This is a genomic window from Vibrio sp. R11-SG3-ISO9, assembly GCF_059834255.1.
In genome coordinates this window covers 140,262-159,827 of record NZ_JCBDGU010000052.1, presented here as the reverse complement: position 1 = coordinate 159,827, position 19,566 = coordinate 140,262, and the positions used below count along the sequence as shown (strand labels likewise).

Here is a 19,566-nt window from a genome sequence, read left to right as displayed (position 1 = left end):
TTGAACAATACGATGTCATTTTGTATACAAAATTCTATTTTTAAGTTTATTTATATGGCAAAAACTGTAAACAATCAAAGCCTATTTAACATTTAATTATCATTCGAGATATTTGCAATTTATTTTTATGTAAAGATATTTTATGTAAAGCAATGAATTGTAAGCTTTTCGGGGTTAGTGCTCACTTAAAACGCGCGTTTGATGTAACAAAAATGTTTCAGATTGGACTTGATAAATGCTGAGAATGGCTCATAGTACACAAAAGTTTGTTTAATTGTATACAATCTGAACTGGAGGTTCGAATGGCAATTATGAAAGCGATTGAAGCAGCGGTTGAAGTGCTTAAACGTGAAGGAGTAGACATCGCATTTGGTGTACCGGGCGCAGCGATTAACCCTATGTATGCGGCGATGAAAAAGCTTGGTGGTATTGATCACGTTCTAGCTCGTCATGTAGAAGGCGCTTCGCATATGGCAGAAGGATACACACGCACCAATCAGGATAATATTGGTGTCTGTATCGGTACATCTGGCCCTGCGGGAACGGATATGATTACCGGTCTATATTCAGCCTCGGCTGACTCTATTCCTATCTTATGTATTACAGGTCAGGCTCCGCGAGCTAGGCTACACAAAGAGGACTTTCAAGCGGTAGATATTGAATCGATCGCTAAGCCTGTCACTAAGTGGGCGACGACGGTACTCGAACCAGCACAAGTGCCTCGCGCGTTTCAAAAAGCCTTTCATGTGATGCGCTCCGGCCGACCGGGTCCAGTTCTTATTGATTTGCCGTTAGATGTTCAGTTGGCGGAAATTGAGTTCGATATTGATTCTTATGAACCGCTAGAGCCATACAAGCCAACGGCAACCAGACAACAAATCGAGAAAGCACTCGCCATGATGGCGGAAGCGGAGAAGCCATTGATTGTTTCTGGTGGCGGCGTGATCAACGCAGGCGCCTCTGAACTTCTTCAGCAGTTTGCTGAGATCACTGGTGTTCCTGTTATACCAACGCTAATGGGTTGGGGGGCGATTCCAGACGACCATGAATTGATGGCCGGCATGGTAGGGCTACAAACCTCCCACCGTTACGGCAATGAAACCATGCTTAACTCGGATTTTGTATTCGGTGTTGGTAACCGCTGGGCAAACCGTCATACCGGCTCTGTGGATGTGTACACCGAAGGTCGAAAATTTGTGCATGTTGATATTGAACCAACTCAAATAGGACGAGTGTTCTGCCCTGATCTAGGCATTGTTTCTGATGCTAAATCTGCACTAGAGCTGATGGTGGAAGTCGCTCGAGAGTGGCGCGACGCAGGCAAGTTGCCAAATCGAAGCGATTGGGCGGGGGAGTGTCAGCAGCGCAAGGCCACCATGCTACGCAAAACCAATTTTGAAGAAGCGCCGATGAAGCCAATGCGCGTCTATGAAGAGATGAACAAAGCCTTTGGCCGCGACACCTGTTACGTAAGTACGATAGGTCTTTCGCAGATTGCTGCGGCTCAGTTCCTTCATGTGTACAAACCGCGCCACTGGATTAACTGTGGTCAGGCTGGCCCGTTAGGATGGACAACCCCTGCTGCGTTAGGTGTTCGAGCTGCTGATCCAAATCGTGACATCGTGGCTATCTCCGGTGACTACGATTTCCAATTCATGATTGAAGAGTTGGCGGTAGGTGCACAGTTTAATCTGCCTTATATCCATGTGTTGGTGAACAACTCTTATCTAGGTCTGATTCGTCAAGCTCAACGTCAGTTTGATATCGATTACTGTGTACAGTTGGCATTTGATAACCAGAATGCACCAGAGCTTGAAGGCTACGGCGTAGACCATGTTGCCGTCGTAGAAGGCTTGGGCTGTAAGGCAATTCGAGTTCGCGAACCAGAGCAAATTGCGCCGGCGTTTGAACAAGCTAAAGCGCTTATGAACAAGCATAGAGTGCCTGTAGTTGTTGAATTGATTCTTGAGCGAGTGACCAACATTTCGATGGGTGTTGAGATCAATGCCATCAACGAGTTTGAGCCGCTAGCGGAGACTCGCGAAGACGCACCGACCGCGCTTGCGCACAAATAATGTGTTTCCGTTAAGCCGATAGTCGCTTAACGGAACGTCAATGGGCACAGGCTTAGTGCCCAAAGAATACAGATAAGAAGGACAGAGTCATGGCGAAATTTGCGGCTAATTTGTCAATGTTATTCACTGAAGTGGATTTTATGGATCGTTTTGAAGCTGCTGCCGACGCAGGGTTTCAAGGCGTCGAATATCTATTCCCATATGCTTTTGACGCGCAAGCGATCAAACAGAAGTTGGTTGAGAACAACCTAGAACAGGTGCTATTTAACTTGCCGGCTGGTGATTGGGAGGCGGGTGATCGCGGTATTGCGGTTGACCCAGCAAGAGTTGAAGAGTTCCAAGCGGGCGTGCCGAAAGCAATAGAGTACGCCAAAGCGCTAGGTTGCAAACAGGTGAACTGCTTAGCGGGAATTGTTCCGCAAGGGGTAACTCCGCAAGATGCGCACTCTGCGTTCGTGATTAACCTTCACTATGCGGCAAACGCACTGGCGGCTGAAGGAATCAGTTTAGTGATTGAAGCGATCAACACGCGCGACATTCCGGGCTTCTTCCTTAACACCACGGAACAGGCGAAAGCGATCATTAAAGAAGTCGGGAGCGACAACCTCTCGATTCAATACGACATCTACCACATGCAGATCATGGAAGGCGATCTTACGCCAACTATGCAGCAGAACATTGGTCAGATAGCTCACGTCCAATTGGCTGACAATCCAGGTCGTCATGAGCCGGGAACGGGGGAGATCAACTACCCATTTGTGCTCAACTACCTAGATGAACTGGGCTACCAAGGTTGGGTTGGCTGTGAGTACAAACCGAAAACGACCACTACAGAAGGCCTTGGTTGGCTGCACCAGTACCGTTAATTGTGTCTGGTTATCTTAAAACGTTAAGGAGAACAACATGTCTAAAATTGCATTTATTGGTACAGGTATCATGGGCAAACCAATGGCGAGCAACCTTCAAAAAGCTGGCCACGAAATCCTTCTTTCAGACCATTTCAACCCAGCACCTGCTGATCTTGTCGCTGCTGGTGCAACGGTTTATCACTCACCTGCGGAAGTGGCAGAGCAGGCCGATGTGATCATTCTAATGGTGCCAAACACACCTCAAGTTGAAGATGTTCTGTTTGGTGATAACGGCGTAGAGCAAGGCCTTACTGCAGGTGGTGCGGCTGGAAAGCTGGTGATTGATATGAGTTCAATTTCTCCTATCGCCACCAAAGCGATCGCGGCTCGTATTAACGAGGGCGGTGCGTCTTATCTTGATGCTCCGGTATCAGGGGGCGAAGTGGGTGCTATCAATGCGACGCTGACTATCATGGTTGGTGGTGAGCGGGCTGCTTTTGATAAGGCGCGACCTCTATTTGAAGTGATGGGCAAGAACATTACCTTGGTGGGTGATAATGGCGCAGGCCAAACGTGTAAAGTCGCTAACCAAATTATCGTAGCGTTAAACATTGAAGCGGTCTCTGAGGCACTGGTATTTGCCTCTAAAGCGGGGGCCGATCCTGCTCGCGTGCGTCAGGCGCTGTTGGGTGGTTTTGCTAACTCTAAGATCTTGGAAGTGCATGGTGAGCGTATGGTGGAAGGAACCTTTGACCCAGGATTTAGAATCTCGCTGCATCAGAAAGACCTTAACCTTGCACTGACTGGTGCCGAAGAATTAGGTGTATCACTACCGAATACGGCGACGGCTCAACAACTGTTTGGTGAGTGTGCTGATATGGGCGGTGAAGGTTGGGATCACTCAGCACTAATTCAAGCCATTGAAAAACGCTCGGATCACTCAATCCGATAGTACCCGATTTAGGGTAAATCTGTTCGTTACTCTGGTATTGAATGCATGTTTCATGAAACCAGAGTAACGAACTTAGGCTGCCACTTCTCCAGGGTGGGTGGCCGACCCCACAGGCTCAAGCAGTTTGTTTATAAATCGCGTAGTTTCGTCTCCTTTTATGCGCGTTCCTAATATAAGGCAGAGGTTGAAGTTGTTCCTTTCCAACTTATTTCTTAGCAGGCACCTGTGTCCTTGTATTAGGGTTCTTTTTTATTCCGTCGACTAAGGAGTGGCTGATGGACATCGATGCTAAACAGTTTTTACATACCCTTTTCTCTAGCGCAGTTAATGAAGCGCTACCGCGAAACCACATCGAACCTTTTCTTTCTGAATCTATTTTTTATCGCTCCTCCAATCAGGCTGGACGTACGGTGGTGATCGGTGCGGGTAAAGCGGCTGCGTCGATGGCAGCAGAGTTAGAAGCTGTATGGCGTGATAAGAAAAAGCACGACCTCGCACTTCGAGAACTCGAAGGTCTAGTGGTTACTCGTTACGAACATACCGCACCCTGCGAGCATATTGAAGTCATCGAAGCGGCGCACCCAGTACCCGATGAAATGGGGCTAGAAGTGAGCCAAAGAATGCTCGAACTGGTGAATGGTTTGAGCGCTGATGACACGGTTATCTGTCTTTTGTCAGGAGGAGGTTCAGCGCTATTAAGCCTACCCGGTGGCAATATCACTCTTGCTGAGAAGCAACAGATCAACAAAGCTCTGCTTAAGTCTGGTGCAGCAATTGATGAGATGAACTGTGTGCGCAAACACCTATCGCTAATCAAAGGCGGGCGTCTTGCCAAAGCGGCCTATCCTGCAAGAGTCGTTTCATTGGCTATCTCAGATGTACCCGGTGATGACATCAGTGTGATTGCATCGGGCCCAACCGTTCCTGATACCACTACCCGTTTTGATGCACTCGCCATCTTAGAGCGTTATCGAATAGATATGCCAACATCAGTATTTGAGTGGCTCAATAATCCAGAATCGGAGACCATCAAACCTGATGACTCATGTTGGAAGAGCGCTGAACACCATATTATCGCGACCCCGATGTCAGCGTTAGAGTCTGCCGCTGCGGAAGCTGAAGGGTTAGGAGTTCCTGCGTATATTTTGAGTGATTGCATTGAGGGTGAAGCGAGGGAGGTCGCTAAGGTACATGCTGCGCTGGCGAAACAAGTAGCTAGTCGACAGCACCCTTTTAAGACGCCTTGCGTATTACTTTCAGGTGGAGAAACGACGGTAACTGTAAAGGGGAGTGGTCGAGGAGGGCGTAACTGTGAGTTTTTGCTAAGTTTATTCAATGAACTCAAAGGGCATAACAACATCTACGCACTGGCGGCGGACACCGACGGTATTGATGGGGTTGAAGATAACGCAGGGGCTTGGATAACACCGAATACGTGGCAACAGAGCGAGGCGCTGTCTTTGAAAGCGGAAACTTATTTAGATGCGAATAACAGTTATGACTTCTTTGACAAGGTTGATGTGCTACTAACAACGGGCCCAACACTGACCAATGTAAACGACTTTCGAGCGATTTTGATACTTTAAAGTTAACCTCCCTCTCATTTATTAAAATATATGAACCAATCGATTGGCCGTCTCATGCACAATAAAGGGGCGGTCAAAGTTATTTGTATCGTAGAACACTAAAGCTAAATCAATCGGTTGTAGGGATATGATATGTCTAAGATCAGGCAGAAGAACCAAGACTTAATCATTCAAGTGGCGTGTGAGCAGTTCGCGATGCACGGTTATGCCGCGACCAAAATGGTTGATATCGCCAAAGCTGCTGATATTCCAAAGCCTAACGTATTCTATTACTTCAGTTCAAAAGACAAGCTCTACAACGCGGTATTGGAGTCGGTGACGCAACCCTTGTTGGAAGCTTCTCGTCCAATTGAAGAGCTCGATGATCCTGTCGAAGCTCTGTCTCAGTACATTCAAACCAAGTTAATCATCTCTCGTGATCACCCACACGCCTCCAAAGTGTTTGCCAATGAAGTGATGTCGGGTGCCAAAGTATTACCAAAAGAGATTGGTGATGAGCTTTATAAACAGTCTCAGATGATCATCGATAAGTTCGCCACTTGGTCTGCACAAGGGCTAATGGACGACGTGCCTGCACATCACCTAATGTTCACTATCTGGGCCGCGACTCAAACCTATGCTGATTTCGGCTGGCAGATTTGTAGTGTGATGAAAAAAGACCAACTCGATGACCAAGATTACGAAGACGCAGCTAAATTCATCACACAGTTGGTGATAAAAGGGTGTGGCGTAAAAAGCTAAGCTGTTTCAGTTTCATACAAGGCCTGCAATTGCAGGTCTTTTTCATATCGGCTCCAATATATTCAATTGCAGTGATTGCGCCTCGTATTTCCATAATTGTGACTTTGTGTGCAATAACGGATTTCAGTATCGGCTCGACTCGATTTAGTATGTCGTTTTATTTAATGGCAAGGCTGTCTTTGTCATCAAAAGTGAAAGTAGAAAAATCTCACGGGCAAGCTACTTTGACTTTATTAAGGAAGCATCCGCTCCCGATAAATGAACGCACAACTCAAAGGTACACGCATGACTCTCAAAAGCTTGGCTTACACAATTAGCGCCGTTCTTTTAACTGGCTGTGGTTCGACTATAGCGACGAACGATTACAACGCAGACTTAATGATTACCAATGGCCAAGTCTTGACGATTAACGCGACTAAGGACGTGATTGACGATGGAGTTGTCGTGGTGAAAGACGACCAGATCATCGCGGTTGGTAGTGAGGAGCTATTGACCCAGTATCGTGCGGAGAAAGTAATCGATGCTCAAGATGGTATCGTCATGCCTGGTATGGTCAATGCTCACAACCACCTTCCTATGATTGCATTTCGCGGGTTAGGAGAAGAGGGGATCTCGAATCGCTTATTTGCCTACTTCTTTCCTCTTGAAGCGGAAAAACTAAGTCGTGAGCTCATTTACAACGCTACTAAACTTGGCAGCATCGAATTGGCGCAAAGTGGTGTCACAACCTATGCCGACATGTATTACCACATGGATGAAATGGCCAAGGCAACCAAAGAGGTAGGTCTAAGAGCTGTTTTGGGTGAAACGGTGATTAAATTCCCGGTGGTTGATGCGAAAGAACCTTATGGAGGCATTGACTACGCAAAAGGATTTATCGAAGAGTACAAGAACGATGATTTGATCACACCTGCCTACGCGCCCCATGCCGTCTACACAGTGAGCAAAGATAAACTTCAAGAAATCAATAGATTATCGGCTCAATACGATGTGCCAGTGTTGATTCACGTTGCGGAATTTCCCAATGAAGAAAAGCGCATTAAAGATGAAACCACAGCCAATTCACCGGTGGAGTACATGGATGAAATCGGCGTACTCGATGAGCGTGTCGTGATTGCTCACGGTATTCATTTGTCTGAGAACGATCAGAGGCTTTTAAAACAGGCTGACGCTGGTATCTCTTACAATCCGATGGCAAATGCTAAAGGAGCGACGGGAATTGCGCCTGCATGGGATATGTACCGTGCTGACATGCGTATAGGCTTGGGCACGGACGGCCCAATGAGTTCTAACCAAGTCGATATCATGCGTACTCTGAGTTATGCAGCAAACATGCAGCGCTTGAAGCACTCAGACCGCACTATCATGATTCCTGAGCAGGTGATCGAGATGGCAACTCTGGGCGGTGCAAAAGCTCTGCATATGGAAGATCAAATCGGTTCACTAGAGGTGGGGAAAAAAGCCGATATCGTGATTGTAGAGACGCAATCGGCGAACATGATGCCGAGCTATGACCCATACGCGACCTTGGTTTACCAAGCGAACCCAAGCAACATCGACACCACGATCGTTAATGGTCAAATTGTGATGGAAAACCGCGTGATGCAGACAGTACAACTGAATGAAATCCGTCAAAGCGTTGATGAATTCGAAGCCGATATTGCTGAGTTTGCAAAGGAGCTAGCGAAGAAGGCAATCAAGTCAAAGAGTTTGATGGATTAGGGCATAACCCTGAACCTTACATTGAACAAAACAAGGCCGACATTATGTCGGCCTTTCTATTAGGTTGTCACACGGGAACCTAAGATTTTCTGGTTACAGAAGCACTTTAGTTAGTGAGAACAGCTGTTGCCATTGGGGATACCACTACCTAGGAATTCGACACGAATCTGTTCTATATCTTTTAGGTACTGGTTATTGGTTTGATCCGTTTTATCAAAGTTGTTGAGCGTGATATTCCAAGACGAGAATGGAGTCGGTTGGAAATACGCATACTCGAACTTATTCGCCACAGAGCCATCGGTGATGATGCTCACGTCATTGGTCGTTGGATCATCAAGGCGATAGTAGAATGCGCGCGATACTGGGTTAGAGCTGAATTGATAGTCCTGATTTTCGTATCGGTCAGCATAGTTACCTGAGCTGGAGACACGCAAGTTGAGTTGTTTTCCGTAAGGTAAGTTTTCCCCCTCAAGGAATACACGCACCGTTGAAAGCCTAACGCGATCAAATGCGCAAAGCTGAACTTGCTCTAATGGAATCGTGAAGTTCAATTCACCGGTGTTAGCAAAGCTCTCCAGTTGCTCTGGACTGGAAATGGTGTAGTTATCGATGGTGAAGTCTTGTGGTGCTGGCTGGAATGAAGACAGGGCATTCACGTATTCACTTTCGATAGAGGCTAAGTCGAACTGGTAGTCTAAATAGCTCTTATTGAGAGAAGGGGTGATCTCACTTGGCTTCAATGCCCAGTATTCGTATGCCTGAACATAGTTCGATAGCGCTACGTACATCGGACGTTTGAAGTGCATTAAGACTCGAGAAAGCTCACGCTCAACGGAATCAAAGCTATCACTGTCTAGTTGATAACCCTCAATGGCAGTATTCAGTCGTTGTTGCTGATTGGTAGTGACATTATTCGTTAAAAGCAGGTCGACCAACTTAGCTTGCTCGTGAGCAAAATTGAGCTGTGTGATGTTAATGGCTTTGCCTAGTAGCACCTGTTTTTCAAGCTCCAACAGATATTGTCTTGCGCCTTTGATACCCAAGCTGTCAGCGTATCTGAGATTGCTGCGAATCTCGGTGATCATCAAATCCCATGCAAGATTACTCTCGTTGAGTGTTGGGATATTAAAGTTAAATCCATCCATCGCTTCCGATACTTTTTGGAATTTAATAGCGGACTTAACATCGTTGGTCAGCTGCGAAATACCAGAAATCGTTTTAGTCACGCTATCAATAATGCCAGTGACGGACTTAATGTTGGTAACGAGATTTTTTGCCTTTTCTAGCGCTTCAGGTGTTTTTGCCAGCTGCTCGGTTAAGTCATTCACTCCAGAAAGGTTGCCTGTGAACACACCACTAACCGCACTTCCGATTTCCGCTATCGCCTTGAATATCGCTAAAGCGGCATTGAGTTGCTGCTGGGTTTTCCAGTTCTCTACACCAACCAAATAAGTGGTTCGGGCATCCAGAGTAACGAGTTCTTGAGCTTTGTACTGAGCATCAATTTCAGTCAGGCTATCGCCGATCTTATCAATGTTGGATTGAGTTTGAGTGATGATCGAACCTTGAGCTCTAAGAACATCTTCAATGTTAGCGAGTGCTAACTTAGAAGCTTCAATTTTGTCCTCAATAACGGTGTTTCTGTCTTGGATAATGTCCCATTGAGCTTGATAGGCGATCATGGCATTTAGATACGCTTCATACTTGTCTTGGTATAAGACTTTGTCGAGATACGGGACGTAGTTGCTCTCTTTGGTACTAAAGCTAATAAACTGTTTGAAAGCGACAGTTTGTAGGTAAAGGTCTGAAAGAATTGGGTCATCTTCAACCACTGAACCGGCGTGACGCAAGCTCTGTTCAATCCAGTTAATAAGGTCGAGGCTAAGCTCGGGATTCGTATCGAATAGCGTGGCAGCCATATCGAAAGAGCGGTTAACAATATCGGTGAAAGGGTCGGTTGCCAGTTTCATTTGCCCAGTGGTGTTGGAGTCGATGGTGGTTCTTCGGTAGTGCGACCCGGCCAGTACCACAGACGTGCCATTGCCTTCTTCACCAGAAACCGCATCTCGAGTGATACTGCCATCACTTTGGAAAGCCAATACATTAATTGGCGTTTCGATCTCTCCTGCGATGACGGAAACGGATGCCGCAGACCCTTGTTGTCCAAGTACAAAGGTTGGGGTGCCTTGACCAACAATCTTACGAGCAAAAATAAGGATGTTTTGGTTGTTGACGACTAAGTTGAAGTTCTCTGGAACCTCAATAGTGTCTGCGAAGACGACGATTTTTGAAGGTTTGGTAACGTAAAGGTTCTGCTGTGCGATCCAATCACTAAGGTTAATATGTAAATCTGATGTAGAGCGAGATAATACACCCACCTCGGAATAGGCTGATTGAACCCATGTTGGATATTCAGTGGAGTTTGGCAAGTTATTTAGCTCAAGCCAATCACTCGCAAAGGCTTGTTGAGAAAATGAAAGAGAAATAATAATAGGTAGAAGTCTCATAGAAAAATCCTGTCGAAAATGAGTATTACCAAATTTGGGGTGAAAGAAGCCGCACCTTATTGCTATAAGGCGTGGCTCTATTATTTGGTTTTATTTATTAGGTCTTTGTTTTATCGAACTGGAAGTAGACTATTCCATCTTCTGAATATAGGCGTTGTTTGCAAATGCTTTGGCTTTCTCACTGATATTATTCCAGTTCATTTCAGCAACCGATGTATTGGCTAGAGCCCCGATTGCACCAAGCATTGCATCATCTTTCATGATGTCGGCATTATTCTGAGCTTCATCTAACGCAGCAAGTAGCGATGTGAAATCTGAATTCATTTTCTGCCAGTTGAGTTTCAATTCGTTAATATGTGGAATGGCATTTTCAATCTGCTGAGAGATTATATCGATGCTTTCTGATGAACGGTGGTAAGAGTTATATATTTTCTGGGTATATGTTAGTTGATTTTGTAGATCGTCCACTTCTTTTTGTAGTTCATTACGAAGCTTACGTGCCTTCTCTGCTTTATCGCCATAGACACCCATGATAGGCACTGCCACCATAGGGAACCAGGCGTAAGTTACCGCAGTAGAGGCGACAGTAACGTAGTGAGTGTAGTCTTTATTGAGCTGGGCAATACGCGCATTTATATCATTGACTCGCTGTTGCAGCGCGCTGCCATCATCACTGAGGTAACCATTGTGTGTGCCTTCCAATACATCCAATTGCAGCTTTTGAGTGTCTAGCGTGGCCGAGAACTCCAATAGGTTGTCGCCAACATCAGACACTTCTTGTTGGTATCTCATAGAAAAGTTTTGCAGGCTCTTTAGATAAGCTATCGCCATTTTTCTGTTGCGCTCAACGGCTTCAATATCTTCCGGTAGCGGTGAGAAGGCTTTAGCTAACATCTCGTTGAGCGCGTTGCTCAATGGGTTAAGCATGTAGTCTTTGATTTGTGCGTAGTTAGACAAGCTCAATGAGAGGTTAACAATGCTTGGGTAGAGGTCTTTTTTCCAATAGAAAGCAGTGTCGTGAATATTAGAGTACTGCTCAACGAGTGCTTGGAAATTGGAGAAGGGAATATCATTGGGAATACCTAGCGTCGATTTCATGCTCGCTTCTGTTACGGGTAGCGCCAACGCGCCTTCGACATAAGCTTGGATCTGATACCACTCTTGCTGTTTTAAAATAAAGTTATCGGTATCCAGATCGATAAAGACGCCATTCTCGCCAATGATCGTATCGTAAGTCACCTGCGGTAGGTTTTGTTCTGCTGACGCTTGATTTGTTTGAATTGGAGCTGCTTGAGAAGTGAGAGCAAAAGAGGAAAGTAGCCCAATTGAGATCGAAGATAATACAAGTGTTTTAGTGATTTTTTTCATTTTTTAACCCTGCTTAATCTGTTATAAGATTTATTCAAAGACAATAATACCCCTACCATATCGATGGCATTTTTAAATACTTATAAGGTGTTATTGAATAATTTTCTTCTGTTATTACTTGTAGTAATTATGTGGTTTTTTAATCTCGCTCCTTTAATGTGAATATTGTTTTTATAAGAAGCGCTCAATCTATAGCAGATTTATAATGAAAAGTTCTATTTAGATCACATATTTGAATTCATATTGATCGTTTGTTGATCTATTGAATTAAATGATATTTAAGTCATTTGTTCTGCTGTTTCCTCTCAGGCTAGGTATATTAAGGATTTGAGAGAATTTTATTCTATGCACTTATGCTTTAAGTGATAAATCTATAATTATTTGTATTTTTGTACTTATTACTAAATCTGTTGGTAAATTTTATGGATTTATAATTAGAACGATCGTTTTAAACTTGATCTGTGCCAAATAATGAGTGTGTTATATATTAACAAAATGTTGAATTAGCATCTGTTAAATTAGCTAGGATTTAATTAGATTATTATTTTATTTCCATTATTAAGACGATAACCATTCAAAAAGATATAAAAGGAGAACGACTGAACGCGAGGATATAGCTAGAAAAGAAGGAGAAATTAAAGACAGCAGCTGATGATGTTGAAGTAAGGTGTATATGTCCACTGCCCATCACAGCCATTCATTTCGACTGTGATGGACGAAGAGTGACGCTAGTGGTTGTTCATCGCCAGCTTACCAAGCTTCATTGCGGCGGCGTGGTGGTGGTGCATGAGATGTTCCATATCGACACCTATCACTGCGCCATCGTTGACACGCCATTGTCCGGCTATCATCACTTTGTCTGCTTGCTGGGCACCACAAAGCAGAAGTGCAGCGAGTGGATCGTGACTGCCAGAGAAACGAATATCATCAAGCTTGAACATAGCGATATCGGCTTGTTTGCCAACCTCAAGAGTACCGATATCGGTACGGCCCATTGCGCGTGCAGACCCCGATGTTGCCCAGCGAAGAGCATCAAAGTGCGAGACATTGGCGGAGCCGTACTGCAGCCTTTGCAGATACATCGCCATTCGCACTTCGGCAATCATATTCGAACCATCATTCGAGGCCGAACCATCAACACCGAGACCGACTTTCACCCCAGCGGCTTCAAGGTCGTTGTTCTTACATATGCCTGAAGCAAGCATCATGTTTGATGTTGGGCAATGGCTGATGCCAACGCCAGCAGTCCCTAAACGTTTTATCTCTTCTGGATTGAAGTGAATACCATGAGCTAACCAAGTTCGGTCATTGAGCCAACCCACATCTTCAAGATAATCGACCGGACGCAAACCAAACTTCTCAATACAGAAATCTTCTTCATCTAGGGTCTCGCATAGGTGAGTGTGCATCATCACACCTTCACGTTCGCTGATTCGAGCGGTCTCTTTCATCAAATCTGTGGTGACCGAGAATGGTGAACATGGCGCAAGGGCAATTTGAACCATCGCGCCTTCATCTCGCTGGTGGTAGTCACGGAGTAAGCGCTGGCTATCGTCGATGATGGTTTGCTCAGTCTGGATGGTGTGCCTTGGAGGTAGCCCGCCTTCATCTTCTCCTAAACTCATTGAACCGCGGGTAAATATCGCTCGAACACCGAGCTTTTCTGCGGCTTCGACTTGCAGATCAATCGCGTGTTCAAGCCCGTTAGGAAGCAGGTAATGGTGATCGGAAGCAGTGGTGCAGCCAGACATCATCAGCTCGACCAAAGCCAGCTCAGTGGCAAGGCTCATCATTTCAGCATCAAGGTTTGCCCAAACTGGGTACAAACTTTTCAGCCAATGAAAAAGCTCTTTGTTGAGTGCGCCTGGGTAGGCACGAGTAAGGGTTTGATAGAAATGATGGTGGGCGTTAATCAGCCCTGGAGTGACAACATGACGCGAGGCATCAACACTATAGTCGACAGGGATAGTTGGTTCTTGGTGCTTACCTACTAACTCGACAATGGTATTGCCTCTGACGACGAGTCCGCCTTGTGCGTCGGTATTTGAACCTGTATAGATTGCGAGTGGATTCTTAATCCAGATGGTTTCCATTCATAATAGTCCTTAGCCATCTCAGCCTTTTCAGGGAAGAGGGTCTTTGGTTTTGTATTGTTTACGATAAGGGTTTATAAAGCAGCGCGTTTCTTCAACCCACTGCTGTATGCTTCTTTAACTGATGTAAGTGTTCGTACTTCTCATTAAGTCAGTTAAGCCTGAAATCACTAGCGAATGTAAGGCGTTTAATTTGCCTTAACCTCTGTTGTTTCAGTTTGTTCTTTTTGCTGTAGTTCTGCGTGCTCTTCCTGATCTAGCATTTCAGCTTGTTCTTGCATCTCTAGCTCTACTTGAGCTTGGCTTTCGGCGAGTGCTTCTTGCTCTTCAGCTCGTGAAGATTTAGGTAGAATCAGATTCAGCAAAACCGTCATGATTGTGCCAGTCGTAATGCCAGAGTGTAGGAAGTTCGCTAAATCATGAGGTAAGTGCTGTAGCAGTCGTGGTTCGAACGTTACCGCAAGCCCAGAAGCGAGACCGACACAGATCACTAGTGCGTTTCGTTTGGTGTCTGCAGCTTTTATCAACATACGAATACCCGCGTAAGCAATCATGCCGAACATAACAAAACCCACCCCCCCTAATACTGGTTTAGGTATAGTGACGGCAATGGCAGCGAGTTTCGGAAACAAACCTCCGAGGATCAGCAAACCACCCGTTGCCGCAACCACATAGCGACTGGCAACCCCAGTAATACCAACGATACCTACATTCTGGCTGAACGAAGCAAGCGGCATAGCGGTGAGAATTGAAGAAAGCGTACTACCAAGACCATCGCCTAAAAGACCACGTTTTAGATCTTTACCACTGACTTGGGTTTGGCAGTTATTGCCGAGCGCCATGAAGTCACCCGTTGCTTCAGCGATAACCACGATGTACACCAAGCTCATGCTAATGATGGCGCTCATTGAGAATGTGAAGCCGTATTTGAAAGGCTCAGGGCCGCCAATCCATGCAGCAGAGCTAATTTGGTCGAGGTTTACCATGCCAAGTGATAGTGCCACGATGTAACCGCCCGCAAGGCCGATCACGATCGCAGAGGCTGCGACTGCACCTTTGCAGTAAACGGAAACACAAACCACAATGCCTAAAGAGACCAACGCCAAAAAGAGTTTCGGCAGTGTGGCAAATTGCTCGCTATTGGCAGGCGAGTCTCCGACCCAATTCATGGCAACCGGTAAAATGGTTAGTCCGATAAGAGTAACCACTACACCACTTACCACGGTAGGGAACAGTTTCCTCACCTTGTCCATGTAAAAACTGGCTGTAATCACTACGAAGGAGCCAATCAGGGCTGAGCCCATAATTGCACTTACGCCACCTTCATTACCAATAGATATCGCGACACCGAGAAAGGCGAAGCTAGAACCCATCACTACGGGTAAGCGAATACCAATAGGGCCAAAGCCAAGACACTGGGCGACCGTGACGATCCCTGATGCCAGCAAGGCCGCGTTAATGAGCGAGACGATTTCAGTGTTGGGCAAACCAATGGATGCGCCAACAATCAGTGGTACTGCAACGATGCCGCCAATAGAGGCCAGCATATGTTGCAGAGCGAGTAGGAGCGTGAGCCCGTGAGGGGGTCTTTCATTTAGGGTATACAGAAGTTTCATTTGATATTCCTCTGCTTGTGTTTAGGTTCACAAGCGAATGACAGTCAAACAATGACTTCTACAAACTGCGTAGGGTCATAAAAAAGGTGCACGGAGGGAGCGCGTCTAAACACGCCGTGGATTCCGCACAGTTAGCTTTCTTAAAAATTGATAGAAACGCTTGGCTTGATTAATAAACCAAGCGTTCAAGGTGCGTGACTCAATAGCGGTTAACTAATGAACCGAAAATTAGCCAATGAACACCAATTTAGCGATGAAGATAGCCGCTAAGAAGTACATCGAGATAGAGACATCTTTGGTTTTGCCTGTTGCCAGCTTTAATACTGTGTAAGTGATAAAGCCAAGCGCAATACCATTCGCGATTGAGAATGTGAGTGGCATCATTAACGCAGTGATTGCAGCTGGTGCACCGTTGGTGAAGTCTTTCCAATCAACGTGCTGCATGCTGCTCATCATCACAAACGCTACGTAGATCAGTGCGCCTGACGTCGCGTAAGCCGGGATCATGCCAGCAAGTGGTGATAGGAAGATCGCAGCTAGGAATAGCGCGCCAACCACAATAGCAGAGAGGCCAGTACGCGCACCTGCTGCGACACCTGCAGCACTCTCGACGTAACTGGTTACTGGTGGACAACCCACACAAGCACCAGCAACACTCGAAATACTGTCGGCTTTTAGCGCCTTGCTCAAACCTTCAATCTTGCCTGTTTCCGGGTTAGTTAGATGTGCACGCTCCGCAACACCCATTAATGTACCCGCGGTGTCGAACATGTTTACAAAGAGGAAGGCTAAGATAACGCTGATCATAGAGACATTCAGTGCACCTGCGATGTCCATCGCCATAAAGGTTGGCGCTATGCTTGGCGGCGCAGCGAAGAAGCCGTTGTATTGCACTAGGCCCAGCATCATGCCGATAAGCGTTACGCTCAAAATACCAATCAGTACTGCACCAAACACTTTACGCTCACTCAGTACCGCGATGATAAGGAATGCGATAGCAGCAAGCAGTGCTTCTGGCTTGGTGAAATCACCTAATGAAACCAAAGTTGCAGGGTTTTCGACGACAATGCCTGCGGTTTTAAGACCAATCAGACCCAAGAACAGACCAACACCAGCGGTCATGGAGTAGCGTAAACTCTCTGGAATGCTCTCTATGATCCATTGACGAACCTTGTAGAAGCTCATCCCGACAAATAGCACACCAGAGATAAATACCGCCCCAAGCGCTACCTCCCAGCTGTAACCCATTTCACTCACCACGGTGAACGAGAAGAAGGCGTTGAGGCCCATACCCGGTGCAAGGCCCACTGGCCAGTTCGCAAACAGTCCCATTAACAGACAGCCAATCGCTGCACCAATACAGGTTGCAACGAACACCGCGCCAGAATCCATGCCAGATGCCGCCATGATCTGTGGGTTAACGAAGATAATGTAAGCCATGGTTGCGAAAGTGGTCACGCCACCAACCAATTCATTTTTTACACTGCTTCCGTGGGCCTTAATTTTAAAAAACTTCTCTAAAATTCCGTTATTCGCATCTTGGTTGAGTATTTCAGTTTTACTCTCACTCATGTCAGCAAGTCCTTTTATGTTGTGATCCATGTATTGAATACAGCAAGATTTCAATATTAAGGTTTCATGTGTTTAAGGTGATTTCTCTTTTTTGGGCACGAACAAGCCTGACCAAGCTCGCTGACAGAAGTGGTCAGCGAAGGCCTAGCAAAAATTAAGTGCGGCTAAATTTCCTTTATTTGTTATTTCTTGAGGTTAACTTCCGCGATATGTCGAGAAGCTGTAAGGGGATACTAAAAGAGGGACGTGGTAATGCGCATCCGGATCATCGAGTCCGAAGCGAATCACGACATCGTCTAAGAAAGGCACGCCATCAAGTTCGACGCCTTTGCTTTTGTAGTAATCTGCTACATAGAACACCAACTGATACTTGCCTGGGAGGAAGTTGTTACCAGCAAGAATCGGTGCATCGGTTCTACCGTCGGAGTTGGTCACAACCGTTGCCAATTTTTCAGTTGAGTCTTCATTTACCTTGTAAAGCTCTACCTTGATCTCTGCTCCAGGTAGGCCGTGGGTGGTATCTAAAACGTGTGTTGTTAATCTTCCCATAATCCTTCACGGCGCGTTGACGCGTCCTGTCCTTATTCTGTTTTTCATCTGCGATGTTTATCTGACAAAACGTTTGCTTGCTCACTTTGTCAGCACTAACTATGAACGAACTGTATACAATTAGTAAAGCCAATTGTAGAAAAAATGTTAACTTTAAGTCGATTTTTTGATGCGCCAAGTCTGTGCGTTATCAATAAAAACTTGCACCATGATTATTTAACTTATTGTTATTAAAGGGTCTTGGTTGCTAAATTTAACTTTAATAACGAAATCTTTACATTAAGATAAATTATTGTATACAATGAATGTATGGGGTGAGGTTGCTCGTTGTTTCTAACTCATAGAGGAAAGCCGTGGGTGAGCGACTAAACCAAACACTAATGTTAGGAGTACTTGGATGAATAAGGATTATTCAAGAGATTTGATCGGGTATGGAGCTACCCCTCCAAATCCTCAATGGCCGGGTAATGCGCGTGTCGCGGTCTCCTTTGTATTGAACTACGAAGAAGGCGGTGAACGTTGTCTATTGCACGGTGATGATGAGTCAGAAGCATTTCTCTCAGAGATCCCATCAGCACAACCGATCAAGGGTGAACGTCACATCAGTATGGAATCGATCTACGAGTATGGTAGTCGAGCTGGGGTGTGGCGTGTACTTCGTCTATTTGATGAATATGAAATCCCATTAACTGTCTTTGCTGTCGCTATGGCCATCGAACGTCATCCAGATGTCGCAAAAGCGATGATGGAAGCGGGTCATGAGATTTGCAGCCACGGCTACCGCTGGATTGACTATCAATACATTGATGAGTCTGAAGAGCGCGACCATATGGTCAAAGCAATAGAGATTATCCAGCAAGTGACGGGCCAACGTCCACTCGGCTGGTACACAGGCCGAACGGGTCCAAATACGCGTCGACTTGTCGCAGAAGAGGGTGGTTTTTTGTACGACTCTGATGCCTACGATGACGATCTACCATACTGGCATACCGAGACTGGGCGCCCTCAACTGGTGATCCCTTACACCCTAGATGTGAACGATATGCGCTTTTCGACAGCGCAGGGCTTCAACTCTGGTGAACAGTTTTTCCAATACCTAAAAGACACCTTTGATGCTCTTTATATGGAAGGTGAAACCGCACCGAAAATGATGTCGGTTGGGCTTCACTGCCGATTGGTCGGGCGTCCGGGTCGAATCATGGCACTGAGACGTTTTCTAGATTACGTAAAACAACACGACAGCGTGTGGCTATGTCGTCGTATCGATATTGCCAATCACTGGCATGAACACCATCCGTATAAAGCGGGATAGTGGACTAGGAAAAGCAGTAACAACTTACAACGATAAAAACAACACAAGCAAAGAGAGCAATAGCAAGGAGGCTAACAGTGACAGTATTTCGATCATGCCAACCCACAAAAATGGCTCGCGATGAATTTGTCGCCCATTTTGCCGATGTGTACGAGCACAGCCCTTGGGTGGCAGAAGCAGTGTATGACCAAGGCTTAAATGCAGAAGATGATCATATCGAGAATCTTCATTTGAAGATGGCATCCACGCTTTTGCAAGCCGACCACGGCAAGCAGTTGGCTTTGATCAATGCTCACCCAGATTTAGCCGGTCGAGCAGCAGTGAATGGCGAACTCACAGAGTCGTCTACTAAGGAACAAGCGGGGGCGGGCATCGATAAATGCAGCGCCGAAGAATTTGAAAAATTCACTTCTTACAACAACAGCTACAAAAGTCGCTTCAACTTCCCTTTTATCATGGCGGTAAAGGGAGCCAATCGTTACCAAATTCTTGAGTCGTTCGAGATGCGATTAGGAAATGATAGTGAAACTGAGTTTGCTACGGCGATACAAGAGATCAACAAGATCGCAATGTTTCGTCTCTGGGATATGTAGGTTAACGGAGTTAGCAGCTATTTCAGAACTCG

The 19,566-nt window shown here is 45.8% G+C and carries 14 protein-coding genes; 8 read left to right on the top strand and 6 right to left on the bottom strand.

Annotation, left to right across the window (positions count from 1 at the left end; genetic code table 11):
- Nucleotides 1-302: 302 nt before the first annotated feature.
- The 6 genes from gcl to AC6R05_RS19830 all read left to right on the top strand — a co-directional run bounded on the left by gcl (nucleotide 303) and on the right by AC6R05_RS19830 (nucleotide 7,924).
- Entirely contained in the window at nucleotides 303-2,075 is a 1,773-nt protein-coding gene (gene gcl, locus AC6R05_RS19855) for a glyoxylate carboligase (RefSeq protein ID WP_500648411.1), read from the top strand.
- Nucleotides 2,076-2,164: 89 nt separating this feature from the next.
- Complete coding sequence (gene hyi, locus AC6R05_RS19850) at nucleotides 2,165-2,941, top strand: hydroxypyruvate isomerase (RefSeq protein ID WP_032553538.1); 777 nt, start codon at nucleotides 2,165-2,167, stop codon at nucleotides 2,939-2,941.
- Between the two features lie 37 nt (nucleotides 2,942-2,978).
- Nucleotides 2,979-3,875, top strand: coding sequence for a 2-hydroxy-3-oxopropionate reductase (locus AC6R05_RS19845; protein WP_500648410.1), 897 nt, complete (start codon nucleotides 2,979-2,981; stop codon nucleotides 3,873-3,875).
- 275 nt (nucleotides 3,876-4,150) lie between these two features.
- Nucleotides 4,151-5,461: a glycerate kinase type-2 family protein gene (locus AC6R05_RS19840; protein WP_500648409.1), complete on the top strand. Its 1,311-nt coding sequence runs from the start codon at nucleotides 4,151-4,153 to the stop codon at nucleotides 5,459-5,461.
- A 132-nt stretch (nucleotides 5,462-5,593) separates the two neighbouring features.
- Nucleotides 5,594-6,202, top strand: coding sequence for a TetR/AcrR family transcriptional regulator (locus AC6R05_RS19835; RefSeq protein ID WP_261883222.1), 609 nt, complete (start codon nucleotides 5,594-5,596; stop codon nucleotides 6,200-6,202).
- A gap of 285 nt (nucleotides 6,203-6,487) precedes the next feature.
- Complete coding sequence (locus tag AC6R05_RS19830) at nucleotides 6,488-7,924, top strand: amidohydrolase (protein WP_285407056.1); 1,437 nt, start codon at nucleotides 6,488-6,490, stop codon at nucleotides 7,922-7,924.
- A 110-nt stretch (nucleotides 7,925-8,034) separates the two neighbouring features.
- Here the strand turns inward: AC6R05_RS19830 and AC6R05_RS19825 are convergent, their stop codons facing one another.
- The 6 genes from AC6R05_RS19825 to uraH form a co-directional block, all read right to left on the bottom strand.
- Nucleotides 8,035-10,431 carry a hypothetical protein gene (locus AC6R05_RS19825; RefSeq protein ID WP_500648408.1) on the bottom strand — a complete coding sequence of 799 codons (2,397 nt, stop codon included), beginning with the start codon at nucleotides 10,429-10,431 and terminating at the stop codon, nucleotides 8,035-8,037.
- 129 nt (nucleotides 10,432-10,560) lie between these two features.
- Complete coding sequence (locus AC6R05_RS19820) at nucleotides 10,561-11,799, bottom strand: alpha-xenorhabdolysin family binary toxin subunit A (RefSeq protein WP_372063535.1); 1,239 nt, start codon at nucleotides 11,797-11,799, stop codon at nucleotides 10,561-10,563.
- Nucleotides 11,800-12,527: 728 nt separating this feature from the next.
- Entirely contained in the window at nucleotides 12,528-13,892 is a 1,365-nt protein-coding gene (locus AC6R05_RS19815; RefSeq protein WP_500648407.1) for an 8-oxoguanine deaminase, read from the bottom strand.
- A gap of 188 nt (nucleotides 13,893-14,080) precedes the next feature.
- Nucleotides 14,081-15,508, bottom strand: coding sequence for a nucleobase:cation symporter-2 family protein (locus AC6R05_RS19810; protein ID WP_500648406.1), 1,428 nt, complete (start codon nucleotides 15,506-15,508; stop codon nucleotides 14,081-14,083).
- A 228-nt stretch (nucleotides 15,509-15,736) separates the two neighbouring features.
- Entirely contained in the window at nucleotides 15,737-17,080 is a 1,344-nt protein-coding gene (locus AC6R05_RS19805) for an NCS2 family permease (RefSeq protein ID WP_150868433.1), read from the bottom strand.
- A 195-nt stretch (nucleotides 17,081-17,275) separates the two neighbouring features.
- Entirely contained in the window at nucleotides 17,276-17,629 is a 354-nt protein-coding gene (gene uraH, locus AC6R05_RS19800) for a hydroxyisourate hydrolase (RefSeq protein WP_150868435.1), read from the bottom strand.
- Nucleotides 17,630-18,026: 397 nt separating this feature from the next.
- Here uraH and puuE point away from each other — a divergent pair, with 397 nt between their 5' ends.
- Complete coding sequence (gene puuE / locus AC6R05_RS19795; protein ID WP_150868437.1) at nucleotides 18,027-18,941, top strand: allantoinase PuuE; 915 nt, start codon at nucleotides 18,027-18,029, stop codon at nucleotides 18,939-18,941.
- 77 nt (nucleotides 18,942-19,018) lie between these two features.
- Complete coding sequence (gene uraD, locus AC6R05_RS19790; protein WP_032553523.1) at nucleotides 19,019-19,534, top strand: 2-oxo-4-hydroxy-4-carboxy-5-ureidoimidazoline decarboxylase; 516 nt, start codon at nucleotides 19,019-19,021, stop codon at nucleotides 19,532-19,534.
- Nucleotides 19,535-19,566 lie beyond the last annotated feature (32 nt).